This window comes from Ramlibacter aquaticus (genome assembly GCF_015159745.1).
Lineage (GTDB): Bacteria > Pseudomonadota > Gammaproteobacteria > Burkholderiales > Burkholderiaceae_C > Ramlibacter > Ramlibacter aquaticus.
The window spans coordinates 1-23,927 of the sequence record NZ_JADDOJ010000064.1; the positions used below are offsets into that span (position 1 = coordinate 1).

General features: G+C 73.3%; 27 protein-coding genes. 12 read left to right on the forward strand and 15 right to left on the reverse strand.

Annotation, left to right across the window (positions count from 1 at the left end; genetic code table 11):
• From IM725_RS14460 to IM725_RS14490, 7 genes are all read right to left on the reverse strand, one after another.
• Positions 1-1,369: hypothetical protein (locus IM725_RS14460; protein ID WP_193781343.1), on the reverse strand; the 1,369-nt coding region annotated here is incomplete at its 3' end.
• Entirely contained in the window at positions 1,369-2,841 is a 1,473-nt protein-coding gene (locus IM725_RS14465) for a TonB-dependent receptor (protein ID WP_193781344.1), read from the reverse strand. The genes IM725_RS14465 and IM725_RS14460, both read right to left, overlap by 1 nt.
• A gap of 6 nt (positions 2,842-2,847) precedes the next feature.
• Positions 2,848-4,014, reverse strand: a complete 1,167-nt coding sequence (locus IM725_RS14470) for a TonB-dependent receptor (protein WP_193781345.1) — start codon at positions 4,012-4,014, stop codon at positions 2,848-2,850.
• Positions 4,015-4,149: 135 nt separating this feature from the next.
• Positions 4,150-4,779, reverse strand: coding sequence for a YbhB/YbcL family Raf kinase inhibitor-like protein (locus tag IM725_RS14475; RefSeq protein WP_193781346.1), 630 nt, complete (start codon positions 4,777-4,779; stop codon positions 4,150-4,152).
• Positions 4,780-4,920: 141 nt separating this feature from the next.
• Positions 4,921-6,099, reverse strand: a complete 1,179-nt coding sequence (locus IM725_RS14480) for an aminotransferase class I/II-fold pyridoxal phosphate-dependent enzyme (protein WP_193781347.1) — start codon at positions 6,097-6,099, stop codon at positions 4,921-4,923.
• A 63-nt stretch (positions 6,100-6,162) separates the two neighbouring features.
• A complete protein-coding gene (locus IM725_RS14485) occupies positions 6,163-6,477 on the reverse strand; it encodes an EthD family reductase (RefSeq protein WP_193781348.1) in 315 nt (104 codons plus the stop codon).
• A 41-nt stretch (positions 6,478-6,518) separates the two neighbouring features.
• Complete coding sequence (locus IM725_RS14490; protein ID WP_193781349.1) at positions 6,519-8,081, reverse strand: acetolactate synthase large subunit; 1,563 nt, start codon at positions 8,079-8,081, stop codon at positions 6,519-6,521.
• A 45-nt stretch (positions 8,082-8,126) separates the two neighbouring features.
• On the opposite strand from IM725_RS14490, the gene IM725_RS14495 reads away from it, so the two are divergent.
• Genes IM725_RS14495 through IM725_RS14505 form a run of 3 tightly spaced genes read left to right on the forward strand, consistent with a single transcriptional unit; the run spans position 8,127 to position 10,031 of the window.
• Positions 8,127-8,522 carry a CidA/LrgA family protein gene (locus IM725_RS14495; RefSeq protein WP_193781350.1) on the forward strand — a complete coding sequence of 132 codons (396 nt, stop codon included), beginning with the start codon at positions 8,127-8,129 and terminating at the stop codon, positions 8,520-8,522.
• Positions 8,506-9,243 carry an LrgB family protein gene (locus IM725_RS14500; protein ID WP_193781351.1) on the forward strand — a complete coding sequence of 246 codons (738 nt, stop codon included), beginning with the start codon at positions 8,506-8,508 and terminating at the stop codon, positions 9,241-9,243. Before IM725_RS14495 ends, IM725_RS14500 begins: the two co-directional genes overlap by 17 nt.
• A 32-nt stretch (positions 9,244-9,275) precedes the next feature.
• Complete coding sequence (locus IM725_RS14505; RefSeq protein WP_193781352.1) at positions 9,276-10,031, forward strand: transglutaminase-like domain-containing protein; 756 nt, start codon at positions 9,276-9,278, stop codon at positions 10,029-10,031.
• 6 nt (positions 10,032-10,037) lie between these two features.
• Here IM725_RS14505 and IM725_RS14510 read toward each other — a convergent pair whose 3' ends face one another.
• A complete protein-coding gene (locus IM725_RS14510) occupies positions 10,038-10,406 on the reverse strand; it encodes a PA2779 family protein (protein ID WP_193781353.1) in 369 nt (122 codons plus the stop codon).
• Between the two features lie 97 nt (positions 10,407-10,503).
• Between IM725_RS14510 and IM725_RS14515 the strand changes: the two genes are divergently transcribed.
• On the forward strand, positions 10,504-10,866 hold the full coding sequence (locus IM725_RS14515) for a KTSC domain-containing protein (RefSeq protein ID WP_193781354.1): 363 nt from the start codon (positions 10,504-10,506) through the stop codon (positions 10,864-10,866).
• A gap of 27 nt (positions 10,867-10,893) precedes the next feature.
• Here IM725_RS14515 and IM725_RS14520 read toward each other — a convergent pair whose 3' ends face one another.
• A complete protein-coding gene (locus tag IM725_RS14520) occupies positions 10,894-11,382 on the reverse strand; it encodes a hypothetical protein (protein WP_193781355.1) in 489 nt (162 codons plus the stop codon).
• 155 nt (positions 11,383-11,537) lie between these two features.
• On the opposite strand from IM725_RS14520, the gene IM725_RS14525 reads away from it, so the two are divergent.
• Positions 11,538-12,293, forward strand: a complete 756-nt coding sequence (locus IM725_RS14525; protein WP_193781356.1) for a pseudouridine synthase — start codon at positions 11,538-11,540, stop codon at positions 12,291-12,293.
• Positions 12,290-12,841 (forward strand): cytochrome b, encoded by a 552-nt coding sequence (locus IM725_RS14530; protein WP_193781357.1) that lies wholly within the window; start codon positions 12,290-12,292, stop codon positions 12,839-12,841. Before IM725_RS14525 ends, IM725_RS14530 begins: the two co-directional genes overlap by 4 nt.
• Positions 12,842-12,848: 7 nt before the next feature.
• On the opposite strand, the gene IM725_RS14535 is transcribed toward IM725_RS14530, so the two are convergent.
• The 4 genes from IM725_RS14535 to IM725_RS14550 all read right to left on the reverse strand — a co-directional run bounded on the left by IM725_RS14535 (position 12,849) and on the right by IM725_RS14550 (position 16,606).
• The gene (locus IM725_RS14535) at positions 12,849-13,634 is read right to left on the reverse strand and encodes an SDR family oxidoreductase (protein WP_193781358.1); all 786 of its coding nucleotides are present in this window, start codon (positions 13,632-13,634) and stop codon (positions 12,849-12,851) included.
• Between the two features lie 11 nt (positions 13,635-13,645).
• On the reverse strand, positions 13,646-14,464 hold the full coding sequence (locus IM725_RS14540) for an alpha/beta fold hydrolase (protein ID WP_193781359.1): 819 nt from the start codon (positions 14,462-14,464) through the stop codon (positions 13,646-13,648).
• Between the two features lie 122 nt (positions 14,465-14,586).
• Complete coding sequence (locus tag IM725_RS14545; RefSeq protein WP_193781360.1) at positions 14,587-15,564, reverse strand: NAD(P)H-dependent flavin oxidoreductase; 978 nt, start codon at positions 15,562-15,564, stop codon at positions 14,587-14,589.
• 130 nt (positions 15,565-15,694) lie between these two features.
• Positions 15,695-16,606: a LysR family transcriptional regulator gene (locus tag IM725_RS14550; protein ID WP_193781361.1), complete on the reverse strand. Its 912-nt coding sequence runs from the start codon at positions 16,604-16,606 to the stop codon at positions 15,695-15,697.
• A 71-nt stretch (positions 16,607-16,677) separates the two neighbouring features.
• Between IM725_RS14550 and IM725_RS14555 the strand changes: the two genes are divergently transcribed.
• From IM725_RS14555 to IM725_RS14565, 3 genes are read left to right on the forward strand one after another with little or no spacing between them, the layout of a single operon-like run.
• Positions 16,678-17,619, forward strand: coding sequence for a 3-hydroxyacyl-CoA dehydrogenase family protein (locus IM725_RS14555; protein WP_193781362.1), 942 nt, complete (start codon positions 16,678-16,680; stop codon positions 17,617-17,619).
• Between the two features lie 13 nt (positions 17,620-17,632).
• Entirely contained in the window at positions 17,633-18,451 is an 819-nt protein-coding gene (locus tag IM725_RS14560; protein WP_193781363.1) for a BKACE family enzyme, read from the forward strand.
• A gap of 43 nt (positions 18,452-18,494) precedes the next feature.
• The gene (locus tag IM725_RS14565; protein ID WP_193781364.1) at positions 18,495-19,478 is read left to right on the forward strand and encodes a Bug family tripartite tricarboxylate transporter substrate binding protein; all 984 of its coding nucleotides are present in this window, start codon (positions 18,495-18,497) and stop codon (positions 19,476-19,478) included.
• A 58-nt stretch (positions 19,479-19,536) separates the two neighbouring features.
• Here the strand turns inward: IM725_RS14565 and IM725_RS14570 are convergent, their stop codons facing one another.
• Both IM725_RS14570 and IM725_RS14575 read right to left on the reverse strand, forming a co-directional pair.
• Positions 19,537-20,922: a response regulator gene (locus tag IM725_RS14570; protein ID WP_193781365.1), complete on the reverse strand. Its 1,386-nt coding sequence runs from the start codon at positions 20,920-20,922 to the stop codon at positions 19,537-19,539.
• A gap of 141 nt (positions 20,923-21,063) precedes the next feature.
• Positions 21,064-21,324, reverse strand: coding sequence for a hypothetical protein (locus IM725_RS14575; RefSeq protein WP_193781366.1), 261 nt, complete (start codon positions 21,322-21,324; stop codon positions 21,064-21,066).
• 114 nt (positions 21,325-21,438) lie between these two features.
• Here IM725_RS14575 and IM725_RS14580 point away from each other — a divergent pair, with 114 nt between their 5' ends.
• The 3 genes from IM725_RS14580 to IM725_RS14590 are packed head-to-tail and all read left to right on the forward strand — an operon-like array spanning position 21,439 to position 23,818.
• Positions 21,439-22,053, forward strand: a complete 615-nt coding sequence (locus IM725_RS14580) for an ABC transporter ATP-binding protein (protein ID WP_193781367.1) — start codon at positions 21,439-21,441, stop codon at positions 22,051-22,053.
• A complete protein-coding gene (locus IM725_RS14585) occupies positions 22,050-22,847 on the forward strand; it encodes an ABC transporter permease (protein WP_193781368.1) in 798 nt (265 codons plus the stop codon). Before IM725_RS14580 ends, IM725_RS14585 begins: the two co-directional genes overlap by 4 nt.
• 17 nt (positions 22,848-22,864) lie before the next feature.
• Entirely contained in the window at positions 22,865-23,818 is a 954-nt protein-coding gene (locus IM725_RS14590) for a cation diffusion facilitator family transporter (RefSeq protein ID WP_193781369.1), read from the forward strand.
• Positions 23,819-23,927: the final 109 nt, after the last annotated feature.

A 23,927-nucleotide genomic window follows, 5' to 3' on the forward strand; every position in this document is an offset into this window, starting at 1 on the left:
AGTGGATGAAGCTGCGCCTGGGCATCTGGGCGGGGTCTATCCAGGGGCGGGCCTGGGCCAGCACTTCCAGCGCCTGCTCGCCCGGCCGGAACAGGTAGTAGCTGCCGGGGTTGACGTCCGACTGCGCACTCACGAGCGCGATGCTGCGGTCCTTGCTCCAGCGGATGCCGATGTCGCCCTGCGTGGCCTTGACCAGCGATTCCCACTGGGCCTGGGCCGCCGTGCCCTCCTTGAAGAAGACGGTGCGGGGCATGCCGCCCTGGTAGTGGAAGCCCACCACGGCCCGGGTGGCGGTGTCGTGCAGCAGGGCGGCTGCGTGGCCGCCTTCCGTCGATGCCCCGCTGCAGGCGATGTCGGCGTCCGGGTCTTCCACCAGCGCCGTGCCGAAGCTGCCGGCTGCCAGGTCGTAGCGCCACAGCGCCGCGCGGTCGCGGCCGCGGCGCGCGCTCAGGTACACGCCGCTGTCGTCCGCGTCCGCGCCGCACAGGCCCAGGGTTTCGAGGTTGTCCATGCTGTCGGCGCGCAGCAGCACCTGCCAGCCGCCCTCGCGGCGGACGAGCAACTCCTCCTGGTAGGGCTGTCCCCGGGCCGGTCGCCGGGTGGTGCGCAGCGCCGCCAGCGGCTGGTGCCTGCTGTCGATCAGCCAGTCGTCCACCCGCCCGGGCGAATCGAAGGAGAGCAGTTCGGGCCGCAGGGTCCGCATGTCCAGGCGGTAGACGTCTTCCCAGTTCTTGCTGCGCAGGGCCATGGACACGTAGGCCACGGGCGAATCGCCGCCCTCGGTGTCCAGCACCTCGCCGATGCGCATGCCGCGCACGAAGCCGCTGTCGCTGTAGCCCCAGACCTCGCGCAGGTTGGCGCCGTCCGGGTCGATGGCGTAGCCGCCCTTGAGGCGCGGCCGGCCGGACGCTGCCTCACCGTCGGCGATGCTGAAGTACAGGCGCCCGTTGCCGATCCAGGTCACGTCGCGCACGTCCCACTGGCTGGACGCCGTGATCGCACGCGCCGCGCGGGTCTTCAGGTCCACCACCACCAGGTTGCCGCGGCCCTTGAGGGGCCCGACCGCGGCGATGCGGGTGCCGTCGGGCGAGAGCTTCATGCTGCGGAAGCTGGCCAGGGCGAAAAACTGCTGCACGCTGAGGGGCTGCCGCGGGGATGCGGAAGCGGGCGCAGCCGCGGCGGCTGGGGCGGGGGCGGCCGCCGCGTCCGCCGTGGCCGGTTGCGGCGCGGACCACGCGGGCTGGGCCAGGAGGCCGGTGGCCAGGCCGAGGCCCAGCAGCCCCAGGCCGCTGCGGACCTGCGGCGTGGCCCAGGCCCCGGACGGCCCGCTGCGGCGGCGGGCGACGCCCCTGGACGGTGCGGCGGCCATCAGTAGGTGTACCGCGCGGCCAGCTGGAAGGTGCGACCGTTGGCGTTGGCGTAGTTGCTGTTCCAGGCCGTGGTCTGGCTGTTGCGCAGTGCCCGGTAGTCGAAGGGCGGCGCCTTGTCCAGGAGGTTGGCGATGTTCAGCGTCAGCTCGACGTTCTTGAAGCCCTTGTAGCCCACGAACAGGCCCAGCACGTCCCAGGAGCCCACGCCGCAGTACTGCGAGAGCGAAGCCGGCGCCGAGCAGGGCGAACTGGGCGTCGGCCGATTGCTGAACCCGTCCACGTGGGTGATGCGCAGTTCGCTGGACCAGGGGCCCTTCTCCCAGCCCACGTAGGCGCTGGAGCGCAGCTTGGGTTGGTTGTAGGTGCCGTTGTACTCATCCGCGGGCACGCCGGGTGCCGGCTGCACCCTGAAGCTCAGGTAGCGCGTGACCGCACCGCCCCAGCTCAGCTTGCCGTTCTCGCCCAGGCTGGACTTGCCCTTGAGTTCGAAGTCCAGGCCCTTGACCTCGGTGCCGGAGAGGTTGATGTACGGAAGGTCGACCTGGGTGATGGCACCGCTGGTGTCCCGGGTGATGTACTGCGCGAAGGTGGACTGGTTGGCCAGCAGGTAGTCCAGGCTGAGGTTGGTGATCTCGTTCGTGCGCTGGATGCGCCAGTAGTCCACGGTGATGCTGGTGTCCTTGGCGGGCTCGAGCACGAAGCCGGCGGTGAAGCTGCGCGACTTCTCGGGCTGCAGGTCCGGGTTGCCGGAGATGTTGGCCACGATGCTCAGGCTGCAGTCCGGGTTGGTGGACGTGACCGAGGGACAGCGCACCGGGTCCTGCACGCCGTTGTAGAAGCCCACGCTGGAGCTGGGCGAGATCTCGCGCGGGTTGGCGACGCGGAAGCCGCGGCCCCAGGTGGCGCGCGCCAGCAGCGCGGGCGCCATCGTCCACTTGAGGCCGGCCTTGGGCGTGAAGGCCTTGCCGCCGGTGCTGTAGCGGTCGTAGCGGGTGGCCAGGTCTGCTTCCAGGCTGGGCAGCACGGGCAGGCGCAGCTCGCCGAACACGGACGTGGCCGTGCGGGCGCTGTCGATGTCCTGCAGCGACCCGAAGCCGAACACGTCGCCGGCCACCATCCGCGGGTCGAAATGGTCGGCCTGCGTCTCGCGCCGGACCTCCAGGCCCGTGGCCAGCCCGACCGGGCCGCCCGGCAGCTGGCCCAGTTCGGTGCTCAGGTGCAGGTCGCCGAAGAGGGTGCGCGCGTTGCCCGCGCGGACCAGGGTGGGGGAGATCGATGCCAGCACGGTGGGGTCGTTGGCGAAGCCGGGCACGTAGCGGCCGCTGTCCAGGGCGTCGTCCATGGGCGTGGTGAGGACGGCGCCGCGCTGGCTGACGCGGACCTTGTCGCCCATCAGGCCGACAGCGCCGTCGAACTCCCAGCGGCCCAGCGTGCCCTTGAGGCCGCCCAGCAGGCGGTACTGGTCTTCCACGACGCCCTAGTGGCGCGCCCCGATGTCGCCGGTGCGGAACAGCACGCTGGCCGTGCCGGGGAGGCCGTAGGGCGCGCCGGGCACCAGGGTGACCGCGCCGGGGCCGTTGTAGTAGAACTGGGGGTCGAACTGGTAGTCGTAGCGGCCGCGGCTGTAGTTGAATTCGCCGAAGGCGGTGGTCGAGGCCGAGAGTTCGACGGTGGCCTGGCTGACCAGGCTGTCGCGCTGCGTGCGCGGCGCCATGGTGTTGTAGTCGAACACGTCCAGCACGCAGCGCGTGTTGCCGCCCACGGTGCGCACGTTGCGCGGCGCGCAGGCGGTGCCGGGCAGCGTGGTCACGGCGCGGCCGGCGATCAGGTTGCCGGGCACCGAGTAGGCCGAGCGGAAGTCCTGGTCGGCCTGGCCGGTGAGGCCTGTGATGTTGCGGCTGGGGTAGAAGCGGTTGTCCGCCACCACCGAGGCCGCCTGGTCCACGTGCTCGAAGATGGCGAACAGGTTGTAGTGGTCGGCTGCGAGGTCGCCCTTGCCGCCGGCCAGCCCCAGGCGCGTGTTGCGCAGCGCGGCGTGGGCGTCGGTGTGCGTGAGCTGCGCCTCGATGCCGTTGAAGTCGCGCCGCATGATGATGTTGACCACGCCGGCGATCGCGTCCGAGCCGTAGATCGCCGAGGCGCCGTCCTTGAGGATGTCGATGCGGTCGATGGCGCTGACCGGGATCGAGTTGACGCTGGTGAGGACCTCCTGGAAGCCGGTGATGCCGTAGGGTGCGATGCGGCGGCCGTTGATGAGGATCAGGGTGGCGCCGGCGCCCAGGCCGCGCAGCGACACCGTGGCCGCGCCGGGCGTGAAGCCGGTGAATTCGACGCCGGTCAGGCCGCCCTGGGCGACCCCCAGGTTGGCGATCACGTCGCCCAGCGTGTTGGCGCCGCTGCGCCGCAGTTCCTCGCGCGTGATGACGGTGACAGGCGCGGCCGTCTCCACGTCGGTGCGCTTGATGTTGGAGCCCGTCACGGTGACGCGCTCCAGCGCCTGCCTGGGCAGCGGGGGCGGGACGGCGGGGCCGTCCTGCGGCGTCTGGGCGATGGCGCCGCCGCAGCCCAGGGCAGCGGTGGCGATCCAGGGCAGGGCGCGCGTGCCGGCGGAGATCCGGGTGCGCTGGGGGCGGAAGGCGGGCATGGCAACTCCAGTCGGGATGGCAATGGGCCATCTTTGGAGCGCCCACCCTGCCGGGGCGGCGCCGGATGCTCGCTTGTGAACTTCTTCCGCGTGGACTGTGGCGGCGGTGCCGAGTGCGCGGCCGCGGCGGGCCCCTCAGGGTCCGGCCAGCGGCGCGGCCAGGGTCACGGGTTCGTCGTCGCGCACCGAGCCGTCCGGGCGGGCATAGGTGCCCACCAGCAGGCCGCTCGCGATGGCGTGCGCGTGCACGGCCTCGGCCACGGCGCTGCGGCCGGGCGCGCCGCTCCAGCGCACGCCGGGCGCCAGCGCGAAGAGCTGGAAGGCGTAGCGGTGCGTGCCGTGGCCCGGTGGCGGATCGGGCGGCAGCCAGGCGGCGCGCAGCAGGGAGTTGCGTCCCTCGTGGACCTCGCCCGGCTGGCCGCCCCCGGGCATCGCGCCCTCGGCCAGGGCCCCGTCTTCGGGCGGCAGGTCGACCACGATGGCGTGGACCAGCGGCTCGGCCATGGGCGCGTCCGCGTCCTCCACCAGCAGCACCAGCTGCCCGGCGCCGGCGGGCACGCCCGTCCACTGCAGCGGCGGCGAGAGGCCTTCGCCATCCGCGGTGTAGCGCGCCGGCATGGGCGCGTGGTCGGCGAACGCCAGGCTGGCGAGCTGGAGCTGGCCGTGGCCGGCGCGCAGGCCGCAGCGGTTGAAGAGCAGCGTGTCCAGGCCGGCGCGCTGCTCACGCAGCACGTGGCCCAGCGTCTGGGGCAGTTTCTCGAGCATGGCCGCACGCTCGCATGGACAGGCCCGGCGCCGCGTAGGACAAGGCCCTGGCCCGGCCGCCGAGCCACGCGTGGGCCGGCGCGCTCACCCCGTACCGCCGGGCACGCCGCCAGGTCGCGCGGCGCGGTCGGCGATGCAGGCTCAGGCGCGGTACCAGTCCTTCACCGCGGCCACGTAGCGCTGCACGCCCTCGGCCACGCTGGCGGGGTCCAGGGCGCCGTAGGAGAGCCGCTGGTAGTTGGCCGACCGGGTGTCGGCCAGCCCGAAGGCGAAGCCCGGGATGGTGGCCACGTGGTGGCGCTCCACCATGGCGCGGTTGAAGGCCATGGGGTCTTCCACGCCGGGCAGGCGCATCAGCACGTAGAACGCGCCCGCCGTGCGCGGGAACTGCGCCAGCCCTTCCAGCGCGCCCAGCGCCTGGTGCACCGCGGTGCGCACCTGGGCCAGCGCGTCGACCCGGGGCTGCACCCAGGCGCGGCCCAGCCGCAGGGCTTCCACGGCGAGCAGCTGCGAGGGCACGGGCGCGCAGATGAGGTTGGTGTCCTGCACCTTGTTCATGGCGTCGAACAGCGCGTGCGGGAAGACCACGTAGCCCACGCGCCAGCTCGCCATGCCGAAGTTCTTCGACAGCGAGAAGAAGGACAGGGTGTGCGCCTGCGCCCCGGGGATGGCGGCCGGCGAGAAGTGCCTGGCCTCGCCATAGGTGAAGTATTCGTAGGCTTCGTCGCTGAAGTGGTAGAGGCCGTGCCGAGCGCAGAGCGCGTTGACGGCGCGCAGGTCCTCCTCGGCGTACACCGCGCCGGTCGGGTTGTTGGGCGACACCGTGACGATGGCGCGCGTGCGCGGCGTGATGGCGGCGGCGATCGCGTCCACGTCCAGCGACCAGTCGGCGCGCGTGGGCACCGGCACCGGCACGCAGCCGCAAAGGCGCACCGCCATCTCCTGGTTGAAGTAGAAGGGCATGGGCAGGATGAATTCCTCGCCCGGGTCGGCCACCGCCAGCACGGCGTTGAGGAAGGCCATGTTGCTGCCCGCCGTGACCATGATGTGCGACTCGCCTGCCGTCGCGATGCCGTTCTCGGCCGCCAGCTTGGCGGCGATGGCCTCCAGCAGCGGCGCGATGCCCATCACGCCCTGGTACTTGTGCAGCTGCGGGTCGGCCATGAGCGCGGGCAGCCGGGCCACGGCCTCGTCCGGCGGGCCGTAGCTCACCACGCCCTGGCCCAGCGAGATGGTGCCGGGGTTGGCGCGCGCCAGGGCGGCGATGGTGGGAATGATGGGCGTGTCGACCAGCGCGACGCGCTGCGCGGGGCTCTTCATGCGGCGTTCTTCCTTGCTGGCCCCGACTATAGACGGGCGCCGCCGAAGCGGCGCCCGGCGGCTTCAGCCGACCACCACCTCGCTGGTCTGCAGCACGGGCGAGAGGTCGGTGTAGTTGGGGATGTCGCCCATGATCTCCTTCATGTGCGGACCCATGCCCTGCTGGAAGGACTCCACCGAGTCGCAGAAGAGGTGGCACATGCCGACGTAGGCCGGCGGCGTGCCGGGCGCGCCGCCCGCCAGGCCCTTGTCGATGGTGTAGGAGCGCAGGTGCTCGCCCATGCGCGCCTTCACCAGCGGCAGGTGCTTGTCGCGGTAGTAGTCGTGGTCGAACCGGGCGCCTTCCTTGTACGGGTACATCACGCTGACCTTGATCATGGTCGTGTCTCCTTGGGGTTGAACAAAAAGATGCGGCCGGCCTAGAGCACGGCCTCGATGAGCGAGGGCCCGGGCGTGGCGAAGGAGCGCCGCAGTGCATCCGCGAGCTGGGCCAGGTCGTGCACGCGCGTGGCCGGCACGCCGAAGCCCTTCGACAGCTGCACCCAGTCCAGCGCCGGGCGGTCCAGGCTGAGCATGCCGGCAGCGCGCGGGCCGGGTTCGCCCGCGCCCACGCCGGCGAACTCCCCGCGCAGGATCTGGTAGCTGCGGTTGGCGAAGATCACGGCTGTCACGTCCAGGCCTTCCCGCGCCAGCGTCCACAGCGCCTGCGGCGTGTACATCGCGCTGCCGTCGCCTTCCAGCGCCAGCACGCGGCGCCCTGGCGCGGCGAGGGCCGCGCCCACGGCCACCGGCAAGCCGAATCCGATCGCGCCGCCCATGTTGGCGAGCCAGTCGTGCGGCGCGGCCTGCCGGGTGGCGGCATCGAAGCTGCGGCCGGTGGAGATTGCCTCGTCGACCACGATGGCCTGCTCGGGCAGCACCCCGGCGATCACCGCCGCGATGCCGGCCGCGTCCAGCGCGCCCGTGGGCAGTGCGGCGCCGCGGTCGCGGGCCGCGGCCAGCACGGGCCGCGCCTGGCGGGCGCCCAGGGCGTCGGCCAGCGCCTCGAGCGCGGCGGTCGCGTCCTGCCCATGGTGGCTGAAGTGGACGAAGCCGGTGCCCGGCGCCTCCAGCCGCCCCGGCTTGCCGGGGTACGCGAAGAAGGCCACCGGCGGCATCGCATGCACCAGCACGATCTGGCGCCAGGGCGCGAGCGCGGCCATGGCGGGCTCGACCGCGTACGGCAGGCGCGGCACCGGCACCCGGCCGGCGCCGCGCGCGGCGCGCTCCACGTAGAACTCCGACATCAGGCCGCAACCGGTGTGGGCGGCGATGCGGCCGGCCCAGGCGATGGCCTCCTGTCGCATGGCGGCGCCGCCCAGCAGCAGCAGCGTGCCGCCCGGGTCGCGCCGCAGCAGGTCCACCGCGGCCTGCAGCGCAGGCTGCTGCAGCGGTTCGAAGGCCGGTTCGGGCAGGGGGCCCAGGTCGGGCAGCGGCAGCGAGAGCGGCGACCATGCTGCGTCCGCCGCCAGGGCCAGGGTGGCGATGTGGCCGGGCCGGCGCCGCGCCTGCTGCACCGCTTCACGGCCGGCGGCGGCCACGGCGTCGGCCGAGGCGACGCGATGCACCCAGTGCGACATCGGACGCGCCACGCCTTCCAGGTCCGAGGTCAGCGGTGCGTCCAGCGCCAGGTGCCCGGTGGCGTGGTCGCCCACGATGTTGACGATGCCCGAGCGCGCCTTCTTCGCGTTGTGCAGGTTGGCCAGGCCGTTGGCCAGGCCCGGGCCCAGGTGCAGCAGGGTGGCGGCCGGGCGGCCGGCCATCCGCCAGTAGCCGTCGGCGGCGCCGGTGGCCACGCCCTCGAACAGGCCGAGCACGCAGCGCAGGCCCTGGGCGCCGTCGAGCGCCGCCACGAAATGCATCTCCGATGTGCCGGGGTTGGCGAAGCAGGTGTCCACGCCGCTGTGCTGCAGCGCCTGCACCAGCGCCTGGGCGCCGTTCATCCTTGTCTCCTGTCGTCCTGCAGCCCGCACCGTATCATGAAGCCCATGGAGGCGCTGACCGGATTCGCGTGGTTGCTGGCCCTGCAGGCCGTGGGTGAGCTGCTGTCGCGTGGGCTCGCGCTGCCCATCCCCGGGCCGGTGGTGGGCATGCTGCTGCTCTTCCTGGCGCTGGGCAGCGCCCGCGTCCGCACGCCGGTGGCCGCCTGCGCTGGCTTCCTGCTGGCCCACCTGTCGCTGCTGTTCGTGCCGATCGCGGTCGGCGTGATGGCCTATCTCCCGCTGCTGGCGCAGTACGGCCTGCGCCTGGCCCTGGTGATCGTGCTGTCGACCTGGGCCGGCATGGCGGTGAGCGCGCGCCTGTTCCTCTGGCTGCACGCCGATGCGGCCGCGCAGCCCGACCCCGTCGCACCCGTGGAGGCCGGCGATGCCCCACTTCGTTGAGCTCTGGGTCTACCTCTCGGCCACGCCGCTGTTCGGCCTGACCGCGACGCTGGTCGTGTACCTCTTCGCGCTCGCGGCCTACGAGCGCCTGGGCAAGGCGCCGTGGGCCAACCCGGTGCTGTGGTCGGTGCTGGTGCTCTCGGGCACGCTCACGCTGGCGGCCGTGCCCTATCCCACCTATTTCTCGGGCGCGCAGTTCATCCATTTCCTGCTCGGCCCGGCCGTGGTGGCGCTGGCCTGGCCGCTGTGGGAGCGGCGCCAGGTGCTGCGCCGCACCTGGGGCCGGCTGGCCCTGGTGTCCCTGGCCGGCGCGCTGGCGGCGGTGGGCTCGGCCCTGCTGCTGGGCTGGGCGCTGGGCCTGCCGCGCGAGGTGCTGCTCTCGCTGGCCCCCAAGTCCGTCACCGCGCCGGTGGCCATGGGCGTGGCCGAGAAGATCGGCGGCGTGCCGGCGCTTTCAGCCGCCTTCGCGGTGCTCACCGGGCTGGTGGGTGCCATGAGCGGCAAGTACCTCTACCAGCTGCTGCGCGTGCCGACCACGCCGCTGGGCTGGCGGGCGCGCGGCTTCGGCCTGGGCGCGGCCGCGCACGGCATCGGTGCGGCGCGCTCGCTGCAGGTCAATGCCGAGGCCGGGGCCTACGCGGGCCTGGCGCTGGGCCTGCAGGTGGTGTTGCAGGCGCTGCTGCTGCCCCTGGCCTTCAGGCTGTTCTTTTCCGGCGGCTGAATCCAGCGGGGCCCGGGCTGCGTATCCAGGGGATGGATTTCCCCTGGACCCCCGAGGACGGCCCGCAGGAGGCCCACGCGCGCTGGCGCGTCGCCACCCGCCAGCTGGACCTGGACCACCCCGGCCTGTACATCACGGCCCAGAAGCTGACCCAGTCGCGCCAGAGCCTGCCCGCGCGCGCCATGGCGATCCACGACTTCGTGCGCCGCATGCCCTTCGCCGCCACCTCCGACGGCAGCTCGGTTCGGGCCAGCGAGGTGCTGCGCCGCGGCGCCGGGGACTGCCATGCCAAGGGCGTGCTCTTCACCGCGCTGTGCCGCGCGGCGGGGCTGCCGGCACGCCTGCTTTTCGTGCGCGTGCGCACGCGCTTCCTGCACGGCATCCTGGAGGGGGCCCCGCCGGAGATGCCGCATGCGGTCGGCCAGGTGCACCTGGGGGAGCGCTGGGTCAGCACCGATGGCTACGTGGTGGACCCCCTGCTCTTCATGCGCGCCAAGGAGGCCCTGGTGGCCCACGGCAACGATTGCGGCTGGGGCCTGGTGCGCGATGCGCGCAGCACCTGGGATGGAGCCCGGCCGCAACTGCAGCAGTTCCGGGCCGAGGACGTGGTGCGCTGCCACGGCTGCTTCCACGACCCGTCGCAGTTCTATGCCACGCAGGAAGGCCAGTCCAATGGCTGGCTGGACACGCTGAAGTACGCGCTGGGCGCGCAGCTCGTCAACCGGCGCGTGGCCCAGCTGCGCAGGCCGCACGCGCAGGGGCCTGCGTCGCGCGGGCAGGCGGCCTGAGCCGCCTCAGAGCACCACCACGATCAGCAGCGCCACCAGCAGGATGAGGATGATGTCCATCTCGCTGAAGCGGCCGCCGGCCGGCAGCGCGTCGATGCGCTCGGCCAGGGCGTGCACCTCGGCGTCGGTCAGCGCGTCCACGCGCGCACCCGCGGCCAGGCCGTCCACGCCCAGCGACTGAAGGCGGTCGCGCACGCTGGCGCGGTCCAGGAACTGGCGCACCTTGTCGCGTTCGGACGCGGGCTGGGTGGCGGCCGTATCGCCGGCAGCGGCGGCGCCGGCGTCGATCAGCGCGGCGTGCGCGGGCCAGGCCAGCGGCAGGGCGAGGGCCGTCGCGGCGACGGCACGGGACAGGCGTGAAGTGATGCGTTTCATGTCGGTTCCCAGTTGGACTGCAAGGGCGACTATAGCCGCGCCGCGGCGGGCGCGGGGGCACGCAGAATGCGGGGTGGGGCCTTGCGAAAGCTCATCCATGCAACGACGTGATTTCACCGGCAGCCGACTGCGGCGCGCCGTGTACGACCCGGCCTCGCGCCAGCTCGACCTGCACTGGGAGGGCGGCCGCGTGGACGCTTACCGCCCGGTGCCGGACGCGGTCTGGCGCCGGCTGTGCAGCGCACCCAATCCCGCCACCTACTGGGAAGACCGGATCGCCGAGGAGTACCCCAAGGTGCGCGCCATGGCGGGCCCGCTGCCGCCGCCCGCGCCAACCCGGCCGGGCCCCAGCCTGCAGGACCTGTTCGGGTCGGCCGGCCCTGCGGATGAGGGCGGCGCGCCCGGCCCCGAGGGGCCAGTCGATGAACCGGGCAGCGAGCGCGGCCGGGATCCGGCCTGAAGGGCTGGCGGCCGGGCCGCTGCGGCCTCAGGCCGGCACGGGCAGGGGCGGCAGCGAGAAGGCCATGGCCTCCAGCCGCGACTCGGCATCCTCCAGCAGGCGCAGCAGCGCCTGCTCCAGCCCGTTCTCGGCCCCGGGCAGGGGGCGGGCCACCGCGGAGAACACCACCGGCCGGCCGGGGCCGCCGGCCGCGTCCGGGACCGTCACCTGCAGGCCGGTGCCCAGTTCCAGGCCCACCAGCTGCAGGGCCTGGCGCGGGCTGACACGCGGCAGCAGCAGGGCGAAGGTGCCGGCGCCCAGGCAGGCGGCCAGGCCCGGCTGCGCGGCGATGGCCCCCAGGTGCCCATCCATGCAGGCCTGCAGGGCAGCGTGCAGCACCGGGTCGCTGTCCTCCAGGTCCAGCGGCAGCGCGGCCTCCAGCACCACCACGGCCACGGGCACCCGGCGGCCGCGGCAGTCGTCGATCAGGCCGTTGCCCTCGCTGAGGAAGAGGCAGGTGTCCAGCAGTGTGCTCATCATCAACTCCAGATGTGCGGGTTGGGATGATTCTGCGGCGCCGTGCGGGGAGCCGGTGCGGCCGTTGGCCTAAGGACAGCGGGCGTTTTCGCACCCCGGCTTAGGGCGCAGGCTTAAGGCCTTGGCATGCGCCCCTGTGGCACAGTGGCGTCCCCATGCCGACCCCGCAAGCCGCACCGCCGCCCCCGCACGCCGGCACCCTGCGCGTGCTGCACAGCGACGCCGACCTGGTGGCCGTGGACAAGCCGGCGGGGCTGCTGGTGCACCCCAGCGCGCTCGATGCGCATGAGCAGCGCCACGCGCTGGGCCTGCTGCAGAACCAGCTCGGCCAGCGCCTGCACCCCCTGCACCGGCTCGACAAGGGCACCAGCGGCGTCCTGCTGTTCGCGCGCCATGCGCAGGCGGCGCGGCACTGGGGTGCCGCCTTCGAGGCCGGGACCGTGGCCAAGCGCTACATCGCGCTGGTGCGCGGCTGGCCGGCCGAGAGCGGCAGCACGGCCCAGCCGCTGGCACGCGACCCGGAGCAGCCCTCGCGCGGCCAGCCGCAGCTGGCGGCCCACACCCGCTGGCGGCGGCTGGCCTGCCACGAGTGGCCGTTCAGCGTGGACCCGCGGCATCCCAGCAGCCGATACGCCCTGGTCGAGGTGGAACCCCTGACCGGCCGGCGGCACCAGATCCGGCGCCACTTCAAGCAGCTCGCGCATCCGCTGGTGGGCGACACCACGCATGGGAAGGGGCCGCACAACCGCGCGGTCGCGGCCTGGCTGGGCACGCAGCGCCTGTGGCTGCACGCGTGCAGCGTGGCGCTGCCGGGGGGGCCGCGCATCGTGGCCCCACCGGGCCCCGAGTGGGCGGCCCTGCTGCCGGACTGGACCGGCGCCAGGCCCGGCGGCGCTATCATGCCCGGGTGACGTCCCTCCCTCTCGGCGAGGCCCGCCGCTACGGCGGCGTGGCCCGTGCCCTCCACTGGATCACGGCCATCCTCGTGCTGGTCGCCTTCATCTACGGCCCCGGCGGCTCGGAAGAGCGCGTCTACTCGGCCGCGCGCGAATTCGACCGCCGCCTGCACGAGACCCTGGGCCTGACGGTGTTCTGCATCTCCTTCGTTCGCCTGGCCTGGCGCCTGTCCGAGCACGCGCCCTCGCTGCCCGCGATGCCGCGCTGGATGACCTTCGCCTCGCGCGCGGTGCAGGGCTCGCTCTACGTGCTGCTCTTCGCCGTGCCGCTCACGGCCATCCTGGGCGCCTGGCTCGAGGGCCACGCGCTCACCTGGCTGGGCGGCGACATCGCACCCTGGATCGGCGAATCGCATGCGCTGGGCGCGGCGCTGGCCGAGATCCACGGCTGGCTGGGGGACGCGATCCTCTGGCTGGCTGGGCTGCACGCCGTGGCCGCGCTCTACCACCACTTCGTGCGGCGCGACGGCGTGCTGCGCTCCATGCTGCCCGGCCGGGGCTGAAGCCTCCTCAGACCACCGAAGGCTGGTGGGCGCCGTCCAGGTTGATCACGGCACCCGACACATACGCGGCCCGGTCCGAGGCGAGGAAGGCCACCACGTCGGCCACCTCCTGCGGCGTGGCCACGCGCTGCAGCGGCATGGCCTGCGCGGCGCGGCGGCGTGCTTCCTCCAGCGCGATGCCTTCCTGGCGCGCCTGGGCCTGCAGCCCTTCCTCCATGCGCTCGGTGGCCGTGAGCGTGGGGTTGACCGCGTTCACGCGCACGCCGCGTGGTGCATAGGCTGCGGCCAGGCCGGCACTGGCCAGCATCAGCGCCGCATTGGCCGCGCCGCCGGCGAGGTGGATGGGCGTGGGGAACTTGCCGCCCATGCCGACCACGTTCACGATGCTGCCGCGGCCGCGCGCGCCCATGCGCTTGATGGCGGGGTCCATCACGTTGACGTAGGTCTGGAACTTGGCCTGCATGGCCTCCTGCCAGGCGGCGGGGTCCAGCTCGGCGAAGGGGCGCCGGCGTGCGGCGCCGGCGGAGTTGACCAGGACGTCGACCGGCCCCAGGCCGGCCTCGGCCTCGTCCAGCATGCGCAGTGCCGCGCCGGCGTCGGTCAGGTCCGCCAGCAGCGCCTTCACGCGCTCGCCGCCGTCCAGGGCCTTCAGCGCCGCCTCGCGGGCCGCGGGGGTGCGCCCGCACAGCGTGACGCGGGCGCCCTCCTGCAGGAAGACGCGTGCGCAGGCCAGGCCGATGCCGCGCGTGCCGCCGGTGATGAGGATGTGCTTGTCTTTGAGTTGGAGGTCCATGGGGCAGGACTCTAGCGCCCCGCGAGCCCCAGGCCGTCCAGGAAGTCCCGCAGGGCGGCGATGGTCGGCGCCGGCACACTCAGCTGCGGGAAGTGCCCGTCCTCGTCCAGCATGGCGAGGCGGGCGTCCGCCATCCGCTCGGCCATGTACTGGCCGACGAAGGCGGGCGCGACCGCATCGTCCCGGCAGTGCAGGATCAGGGTGGGCTTGAACAGCTCGCCCACGCGCTCGCGGAAGTCGCCGGTCAGGGCCACGCGGGCGAACTGCTGCAGGGCCGCCGGGTGGCTGGCCAGCAGTTCGCGTTCGACCTCGTCGGCCAGCGTGGCCTCCCGGTCGCTGCCCGCCGCGATGCGCGACATGGCCCGGGCCCAGGCGGGCAGGTCCTGGTCCAGCAGTTCGAGGAAGCCCTCCAGCACCGCCGGATCGAAGCCGCCCGGGTAGCCCGGCAGGTTGCGGTAGCAGGGGGAGGGCGCGATCTTCACGTGCGCATCGAAGACGTGCGGCGCCTTCAGCTCGGCCATGAGGCCGATCATGGCCGCGATCGAGTGCAGCACCAGCACGGTGTTCTGCCCGCTCAGCGATTCGGCCACCTCCAGCACGTCCTGGGCATGGCCCTCCAGGCTGGCGTAGCGGGCCGGGCTCCAGGCCGTGGCGTCGGAGCCGCCGCAGCCCATCAGGTCCATCATGAGGATGCGGTAGCGGTCCGAGAAGGCGGGCGCCACCTTGCGCCAGATCGCCTGCGAAGTGCCCAGCCCATGGATGAAGAACAGGGTGACCGGCCCTTCCCCGTACTCGGTGACGTTGAAGCGCCTGCGAAGCGATGAATGCATGTGAGTCCAGCCTATCACCAGGGCTTTCGGCCGGGCCCGCCATTTCATGAGGGCAGCGTGAAGAAATCCTCGTCTTGCGATTCTGGATGGGCAGGCGCGCCAGGGCCGGCGCGCGTCGGGCCTCAGGCGGCGTCGAAGGCGGCGAGCCGGCCGCGGATGATCTGGTGCGCCTCGGCCATGATGCGGTCCACCAGGTCCTTCACCGTCGGGATGTCGTGGATCAGGCCGGCCACCATGCCGCAGGACCAGGCACCGGCGTCCATGTCGCCCTGCTGCATGATGCGTGGGTAGACGCCGGCCACCTCGCCGATGATGTCCTCGAACTTGAGCTCGGGGCCCAGGCGGCGCTCCTTCTCGAGCAGGCGCTCGACGGCGGCGTTGTTCAGCACCCGCTCGGTGTTGCGCAGCGGCCGCATGACCAGCCGGGTGTCCAGCTCGCTGGCGGCGACGATGGCCTGCTTGACCTTCTCGTGCACCGGCGCCTCCTGCGTGGCGATGAAGCGCGTGCCCATGTTCATGCCCTCGGCGCCCAGCGCCAGCGCCGCCACCAGCGAGCGGCCATCGGCCATGCCGCCGGAGGCGACGAAGGGGATCTTGAGCGACTCGGCGGCACGCGGCAGCAGGATGAAGTTGGGCACGTCGTCTTCGCCCGGATGGCCGCCGCACTCGAAGCCGTCCACGCTGACGGCGTCGCAGCCGATCGCCTCGGCCTTCAGCGCATGCCGCACCGAGGTGCACTTGTGGATGACGCGGATGCCGTGCTCCTTCAGGATGGGCATCCACTTCTGCGGGTTGTTGCCCGCGGTCTCCACCGCCTTCACGCCGCCCTCGACGATGGCGCGGATGTAGCCCGGGTAGTCGGGCGAGCTGACGGTGGGCAGGAATGTGAGGTTGACCCCGATCGGCTTGTCGGTCATTTCGCGGCAACGGCGGATCTCGGCCGCCAGCGCTTCCGGCGTCTTCTGGGTCAGCCCGGTGATGATGCCCAGCCCGCCCGCGTTCGACACCGCGGCGGCCAGCTCGGCGAAGCCCACGTAGTGCATGCCGCCCTGGATGATGGGGTGCTCGATGCCGAAGAGTTCGGTGATGCGCGTCTTCATGGAGTCTCCTGTGATGGGGCGGCCGCCCTGGCGCGGCCGAGCAAAGCCGCAACCATCGCGCGTCTGCGCCCGCCGCGCAATCGGGACTGACGCGCAAGAGACAGCCGATGCCCGCCGCCCTGAGGGCCCGTCAGTGCGGGCGCAGCACCTTCTGCACCTCCTGGCGCAACAGCCCGGCCAGCGCCGCCGCCGCGGTGGAGAGGGACCGGCCCTCGGGCGTCACCAGGCCGATAGGCCGCCGCACGTCCGGCCCGGCGAGCCGGCGCTGGGCCACGTCGGCACCCCGCGCCACCAGGGCCGCCAGCGCCGGCAGGGCCGACACCCCCAGGCCCGCCGCCACCATGGCGTTGATCGAGGCCAGGTGTTCCACCTCGTAGCGCGGCTCGAAGCGCGTGCCCAGCGACAGCATCGCCGCGTCGGCGTACTGGCGCACGCTGGTGGGCGCCGGCATGGAGATGTGCGGCAAGCCCGTCACCTCGGACCAGGCCAGCGGGCCGCGTCCGCGGGCCAGCGGGTGGCCGGTGGGCAGCAGCAGCACGAAGGGGTCGCTGGCGATGGGCGACCAGGCGAGGTCGGCGTAGGCCGGGTTCTCGGCGGTGAGCGCGAAGTCGGCGTCGCCGGCGCGCACCCGCTCGAAGGCCTGCACCGAGAGCGCGTCCAGCAGGTCCAGGCGCACGCCCGGGTGGCGGGCCGCGAAGCGCGCGAACACCGTGGGCACCACCGTGGCCGCCAGCGAGGGCAGGGCGGCCACGCGCACCCGGCCCTGGCGCAGTTCGGCCACGTCGCGCACCGCGGCCTCCGCCGCCGCGGCCTGCGCGTGCAGCATGCGGGCGTGGGCGACCAGGGCCTGCCCGGCGTCGGTCAGCCGCACCGTGCGCGTGCTGCGCTCGAACAGCGGCGCGCCCAGGGCCGCCTCCAGCCGGGCCAGCACGCCCGAGACGGCGGGCTGCGACAGGTGCACCCGTTCGGCGGTGCGGCGAAAGCTCAGGGTGTCCGCCAGGTCCAGGAAGACCTCGATCTCGCGCAGGGACCAATTGATCATGGTTGATTATCAATCAATCGATAAATGCGACTGGACGAATCAACAGCGCCCTTCCTAGACTGCGCCCCACCATGACAGCCCAGCTCTCCCACCACCACGTCGCCGTGATCGGCGGCGGCACCATGGGTGCCGACGTGGCCATCGTCTTCGCCCGCGGCGGCGCCCGCGTCACCGTGGTCGAACCGCAGGCCACCCGCGCTGCCCGCATCGGCGACCACGCCCGCGAGGAGCTGGGCCTGGCCGGCCGTGCCGTGCGCGCCGAGGCCATCGCCGTGGTGCCCGGCCTGGACAACGTCGACTGGGATTCGGTGGACCTGGTGGTCGAGTGCATCACCGAGGCGCTGGCGCCCAAGCAGCAGCTCTTCGCCGAGCTGGTGCGCCGCGCCCGTCCGGACGCGCTGCTGACCAGCAACAGCTCCGGCATTCCCATCAGCCGCATCGCCGAAGGCCTGGCCACGGCCGGTCGCATGGCCGGCCTGCACTTCTTCATGCCCGCGCACCTGGTGCCGCTGGTGGAGGTGGTGCTGGGCCCGCAGAGCGAGCCCGAGCGCATCGCGCCGCTGATGGACACCATGCGCCGCTGCGGCAGCGTGCCGGTGCTGGTGCGCAAGGACCGCCCCGGCTTCCTGGCCAACCGCCTGCAGCACGCGCTCTCGCGCGAGGCCTTCAAGCTGATCGACGAAGGCGTGGCCAGCCCGGAGGACGTGGACGCTGCCGTGCGCTTCGGCTTCGGCTTCCGCTTCATCGCCGCCGGCCCGGTGCTGCAGCGCGACCATGCCGGCCTGGACATCCACGCCGCCGCCGGCGCGACCATCTACCCCAGCCTGTGCAACGACGCCCAGCCCGCCCGCTGCCTGACCGAGCGCGTCGCCGCCGGCCGCATCGGCATGAAGGCCGGCGCCGGCTTCCAGAACTGGCCGGAAGAGCGCCGCCTGGCCGAGCGCGCCCGCTACGACCGACTGCTGCGCCAGGGCCTGGACCTGCTGCGCGGCGAATTGCCGCCGCTCGACTGAGCGCGACCCCCGAATGACCGACGATCCCCTCATCCTCACCGTCGCGCCCAACGGCGCCTACAAGCAGGCCGGCGACCACCCGGCCCTGCCGCTCACGCCGCAGGCCCTGGCTGCCACGGCGCGCACCTGCCTGGACGCGGGCGCGGCCATGATGCACCTGCACATCCGCGATGCGCAGGGCCGCCACAGCCTGGACGTGGAGGGCTACCGTGAAGCGCTGCGCGTGGTGCGCGGCGCCGTGGGCGACGAGATGGTTCTGCAGGTGACCAGCGAAGCCGGGCGCGTGTACGCCGCGCCGGCGCAGATCGCGATGGTGCGCGCCCTGCGGCCCGAGGCCGTCTCCATCGGCCTGCGCGAAGTCGACCAGCCCGAGGTCGGCGAGGCGGGCCTGGCCGCCTTCTTCGGCGAGCTGGCGCGCGACAAGTGCATGGTGCAGGTCATCCTGTACGACGAGGCCGACCTGCGCCGCTGGCAGGCGCTGCGCGCCGCCGGCACGGTGCCCGATGCGCCCTGGTTCCTGCTCTTCGTGCTGGGCCGCTACAGCGCCACCCAGACCTCGCAGCCGCGCGACCTGCTGCCCTTCCTGAATGCCCACACCAGTGGCGAGCCCTGGGCCGTGTGCGCCTTCGGCCCGCAGGAGAACGCCTGTGTCGCCGCCGCGGCGGCCTTCGGCGGCCACGCCCGCGTCGGCTTCGAGAACAACCTCTACCTGCGCGACGGCCGGGTCGCACCCGACAATGCGGCCCTGGTGGCGCAGGCGGCCGAGGCCGGCCGCGCGCTGGGCCGGCCGCTCGCCACCGCGGCGCAGGTGCGCGCCCGCTTCCGCGCCTGATCCCGCCCACGCTTCACGTCCACAACCACAAGGAGACACACCGATGATCGCCCGACGTCACTGCCTGGCCGCGCTGGCCAGCGGCCTGCTCGCCCTCTCCGCCGCGCCCGTGCTGGCCCAGGATGCCTGGCCCAAGGGGCCCATCCGCTTCGTCGTGCCCTACCCGCCGGGCGGCCCCACCGACCTGATGGCGCGCCTGCTGCAGCCCGAGCTGTCCAAGCGCCTGGGCGTGCCCGTGATCATCGACAACCGCAGCGGCGCGGGCGGCAACGTCGGCAGCGCCGAGGTCGCGAAGCAGGCCCCGGCCGATGGCCAGACCCTGCTGCTGGCGGCCAGCGGCCCCATGGCGGTGAACAGCTCGCTGTTCAAGTCCATGCCCTTCAACGCGCTGTCGGACCTGGCGCCCGTGGTGCAGCTGTCGGCCTTCCCGCTGGTGCTGGAGGTGAACCCGGGCGTGAACGCCAAGAACCTGAAGGAGTTCATCGCCCTGGCCAAGGCGCAGAAGGACCCCATGACCTACGCCTCCGCCGGCAACGGCACGCCCCAGCACCTGGCGGCCGAGCTGTTCCAGAAGGCCGCGGGCGTGAAGCTCTCGCACATCCCCTACCGCGGCGCGGGCCCGGCGCTCACCGACGTGGTGGGCGGCCAGGTGAAGGTGATGTTCGACATCCTGGGCAGCTCGCTGCCGCACATCCAGGGTGGCAAGCTGCGGCCCATCGCCGTGACCTCGGCCAAGCGCAGCCCGCAGCTGCCCAACGTGCCGACCATGGCCGAGGCCGGGCTGCCGAACTTCGAGACCACCGCCTGGCACGGCATCGCCGTGCGCGCCGGCACCCCGGCGCCCATCATCCACAAGCTGAACGCGGCCGTGCTGGACACCTTCAAGGATCCGGCCTTCCGCGCCAAGTGGGAGGCGATCGGCACCCCGGTGGTGGCGGGCACGCCGGAACAGTTCGGCGCCCTGATCCGCACCGAGACCGTGCGCCTGGGGCGCGTGGTGCGCGAAGCCGGCGTCACCGTCGACTGAAGCCGCGGCGGCACGGCCGCCCCGCAATCGCACGGGCCCTGCGGGGCCCGTGGCCGTTTCAGGCCGTGCCTTCGTCCGGCGCCGGCACCGCGGAGAACTCCAGGAAGCTGCGGCGTATGGCGCCGCACAGGCGCTGCAGCGCGGCCGGGTCGGCCTCCTGCGCTCCGTCGGCCGCGGCCTCCAGCGCCTGCGCATGCGCACGCACGCGCGCGGCCGAGACCATGCCGGCATTCGCCTTCAGGGAGTGCGCGAGCCGGGCCACCTCCCCGGTCGCGCCGGCCGCGACGGCCTGGGCCAGCTGCTCCAGCAGGTTGGGCGCATGCGAGGCGAACACCCGCCACACCACCCCCTGCATGCTGCGCGAACTGCCGTAGCGGCGTTCGAAATCCTCGCGGTCGAAGACCGGCAGGGTCTGCTCCACCTCGTCGGCGGCCCCGCGCGCCAGCGGGATGGGGCCGGCGCCCGCGATGGCGGCCGCCAGCGCGGGCTCGAGCCGGGCGAACGCCGGCGTGCAGGACAGCGGCCAGCCCTCGCGCAGGGCCTCGGCCAGCGCCTCCACGGCGTGGGCGACCGCGGGCCCGCCGGCGATCTCGAGGCGGAACTCGCCCTGCAGGCTGTCCGCCAGGCGCAGCAGGTGGACTTCGCCGGCGTCCAGCAGCAGCGGCACGTCGGGCAGGGCGGAGGACAGGGCCTCGGCGGCGCGCAGGGCACGCGACGCGTCGCCCCGGCCGCCGGGGTCCTGCGCATCGGCGAACACCGCCATCACCCACTCGCCCTGGAACAGCAGGCGCTGGGCATCGAAGAGCAGCACGGCGTCGCGCACCCGCTGGCAGCGGCTGCGCAGGGCCTTGCGCTCGGCCGGCAGCGCCATGGCAGGCAGGCGGTGGTAGAGCTGCGCGAGCAGCAGCACGCAGCGCGGGTAGGCCTCGTCGGTCTCGGCCGCGGAGCGCTCCCAGCGGCTGTCCAGCTCCTGGTGCAGCCGGGCCTCGTAGATGTTGGCCAGCTTGTCCCGCTGCGCATCCAGCGCTTCCTGCACCTGGCCCTCGGCCAGGCTGCGCGCACGCCGCTCGCGCACGCCCGTCTTGCGCAGCGCGGTGCCCACGGCCTGCAGCAGGTCGTCCGGGCGGCAGGGCTTGATGAGGTAGTCGTCGGCGCCGGCCGACATGCCGGTGCGGATCTGCATGCGTTCGGCCAGCGAGCTCACCAACAGCACCGGGGTGCCGGCCAGGTCGGGGTGGCTCTGCATCGCCGCCACGAGCTGGAAGCCGTTCAGCCGCGGCATCACCACGTCCGCGCAGACCAGGTCGGGCTCGGAGGACACGGCCAGCTCCAGCCCGGCTTCGCCGTCGGCCGCGAGCAGCACCACGTGGCCGGCGGGGCGCAGCACCGCCTGCATGAATTCGCGCTGGGCGGCGTCGTCGTCGACGACCAGGATGGTGGCCATGCGAAGAGACTAACCGAAAATCATGCGGCCCTCGGGCAGGTGCGCGGGGCGGCTGCGGACGGGGCCGGGCCCGGCCTGGCGTTGGACCTGTCGCCGGACGGGAGGGCGAAGCTCGCGGAGCCCGGCGCCCGGGCGGCCTGCTCAGGCCAGCGGGGCCGTGGACGCGGCGCCCGCGCCCAGGCTGTCGCGGCGGCCCACCACCTGCACCGCGGGCAGGGTGACGTGCGCCGCCGGGCCGGCCAGGCTGAGGGCCGCCAGTTGCAGCGCCTGCTGGCTGTTGCGCTCGGCCGACTGCCAGGCCAGGGTCAGCAGGCCGAGCACCGCGACGGCCACCGCGAGCCGGTCGGCCCAGGGCAGCAGCCCTTGCGGGTGGTGTGCGGCACCTGCGGGGTTCGCGTCCATGGCATCTCCTTGGCGGGGCCCGGGCGGCCCCGGCCGAACTGTAGGCGTTCGCCCGCAGGGTGCCAACCCGGGCCGACGAGCGGGCGCCGCCGGTTCCCGCTAGAGTCTGCCCCCATGCTCGAACTGAGAGGATTGCGCCGGCTGGGCGTGGGGCCGGTGGACCTGCGACTCGCGCCGGGCGAGTGCGTGGCCATCCAGGGCCGCTCCGGCGCCGGCAAGAGCGTGCTGCTGCGCATGGTGGCCGACCTGGACCCGCACGAGGGCGAGGCCCTGCTCGACGGCCAGGCCTGCTCGGCCATGCCGGCCCCGCAGTGGCGGCGCCTGGTCAGCTATGTGGCGGCCGATCCCGGCTGGTGGGCCGAGGACGTGGCCGGGCACTTCGCCGCCGGGCGCGACCTCGCGGCCGAGCTGCCCCTCCTGGGCCTGGACCCGGCCGCGGCCGGCTGGGCCGTGGCCCGCCTGTCCACCGGCGAGCGACAGCGCGTGGCCCTGCTGCGCGCGCTGACGCCGCAGAACCGCGTGCTGCTGCTGGACGAGCCCACCTCCGGGCTGGACCCGCAGAGCCGCGACCAGGTCGAGGCCCTGCTGCGCCAGCGCATGGCGGACGGCGGCGCGGTGCTGCTGGTCACGCACGACCCCGAGCTGGCGCAGCGCATGGGCCACCGCCGCCTGCGCATGGAGGAAGGCCGGCTGCAGGCGCCCGCGCATGAGCAGGAGGTGCACGAATGAACGCGCAGTCGCTGTCCTTCCTGGACCTGGCCGTGGCCGGGCTGCTGGTGCTGCTGAACGCGGGGCTGTCGCTGTGGCTGCAACTGGGCATCGCCCGCTCCATGGTGGTGGCGGGCCTGCGCATGGTGGTGCAGCTGCTGCTGGTGGGGCTGGTGCTCAAGACGGTGTTCGAGCTTGGCTCGCCCTGGCTGGTGGGCGCGGTGCTCGCCGCCATGCTGGCCAGCGCGGCCTGGGAGACGCGCTCGCGCCAGCAGCGGCGCTTCCAGGGCCACTGGGGCTATTCGCTGGGGGCGGGCACCATCACGCTGGCGACGGTGCCTGTGACGGCGCTGGCCGTGGCGCTGCTGCGGCCCACGCCCTGGTTCGCGCCGCAGTTCGTGGTGCCCATGTTCGGCATCGTGCTGGGCAATGCGATGAGCGGCATCAGCGTCAGCCTCAACGCCTTCAACACCGCGCTGGTGCGCGAGCAGCGCGCGATCGAGGCCCGGCTCGCCCTGGGTGCGCCGCGGCAACTGGCCCTGGCCGGCGTGCGGCGGGATGCGCTCAAGGGCGGCATCATCCCGCTCATCAACCAGATGTCGGCCGCCGGCATCATCACCCTGCCCGGCATGATGACCGGCCAGGTGCTGGCCGGCATGTCGCCCTTCGAGGCGGCGAAGTACCAGGTCTTCGTGCTCTTCCTCCTGGCCGGCGCCACCGCCTTCGGCGCCGCCGCCGCCGTGCTGGGCGCCAGCCGGCGCGCCACCGACGCGCGGCACCGCCTGCGCCTGGACCGCATCGCCCCCGGCGGGTGAGGTGGGAGAATCGGGCCATGCCATTCAGCCCGGTGCCCGACGACGACGAGGATCCCCGCCACACCCCGGCCGAGCGTGCCGCCGCCGCCTCGCGCAGCACCTGGGTCAGCGTGGCCGTGAACCTGGGGCTGTCGGCGCTGCAGATCGCGGTGGGCGTGCTGGCGAAGTCGCAGGGCCTGGTGGCCGACGGCCTGCATTCGCTGTCCGACCTGGTGGCCGATTTCGTGGTGCTGTTCGCGAACCGCCACAGCCAGAAGGCGGCGGACGAGGACCACCCCTATGGCCACCAGCGCTTCGAGAACGCGGCCTCGCTGGTGCTGGGCCTGCTGCTGCTGGCGGTGGGCGCCGGCATGCTGTGGTCGGCGGTGCTGAAGCTGGAGCAGCCCGAGACGGTGCAGCCTGTGCACGTCGTCGCGCTGTGGGTGGCCGGCGCGGCGCTGGTGGCCAAGGAACTGCTGTTCCGCTACATGCTGGCCGTGGCCACGCGGGTGAAGTCCTCCATGCTGGTGGCCAACGCCTGGCATGCGCGTTCGGACGCCGCGTCATCCCTGGTGGTGGGCCTGGGCATCGCCGGCAACCTGGCGGGCTGGCCCATCCTGGACCCGATCGCCGCCGCCATCGTGGGATTCATGGTGGCCCGCATGGGCTGGTCGTTCGGCTGGGACGCGCTGCACGACCTGATGGACCGCGCCGTCGACGACGAGGAAGTCGCCGCCATCCGCCGCACCCTGGAGGAGACCCCGGGTGTTGCCGGCGTGCACGACATCCGCACCCGCAAGATGGGCGACCTGATCGTGGTCGATGCGCACATCGAGGTCGACGCCACCCTCACGGTGGAGCAGGGCCACGACATCGCCGTCGCGGCGCGTGACCGGGTGCTGGGGCGGCACCGGGTGCTGAACCTGATGACGCACGTGGATCCGTGGATGAGGCCGGATGGGGACCATCCCGGGGTGGTGTCCGCGGGGTAGCTGAGGGAGCCTGCTGCGTCCCTGCTGCATGCGGGTGTTATGACTCGCAGTGGTTTTTTTCGCAAGGCATTGTTTGGCCCCTGCCGGGGCGGCCCCCACTCTCCCCCCG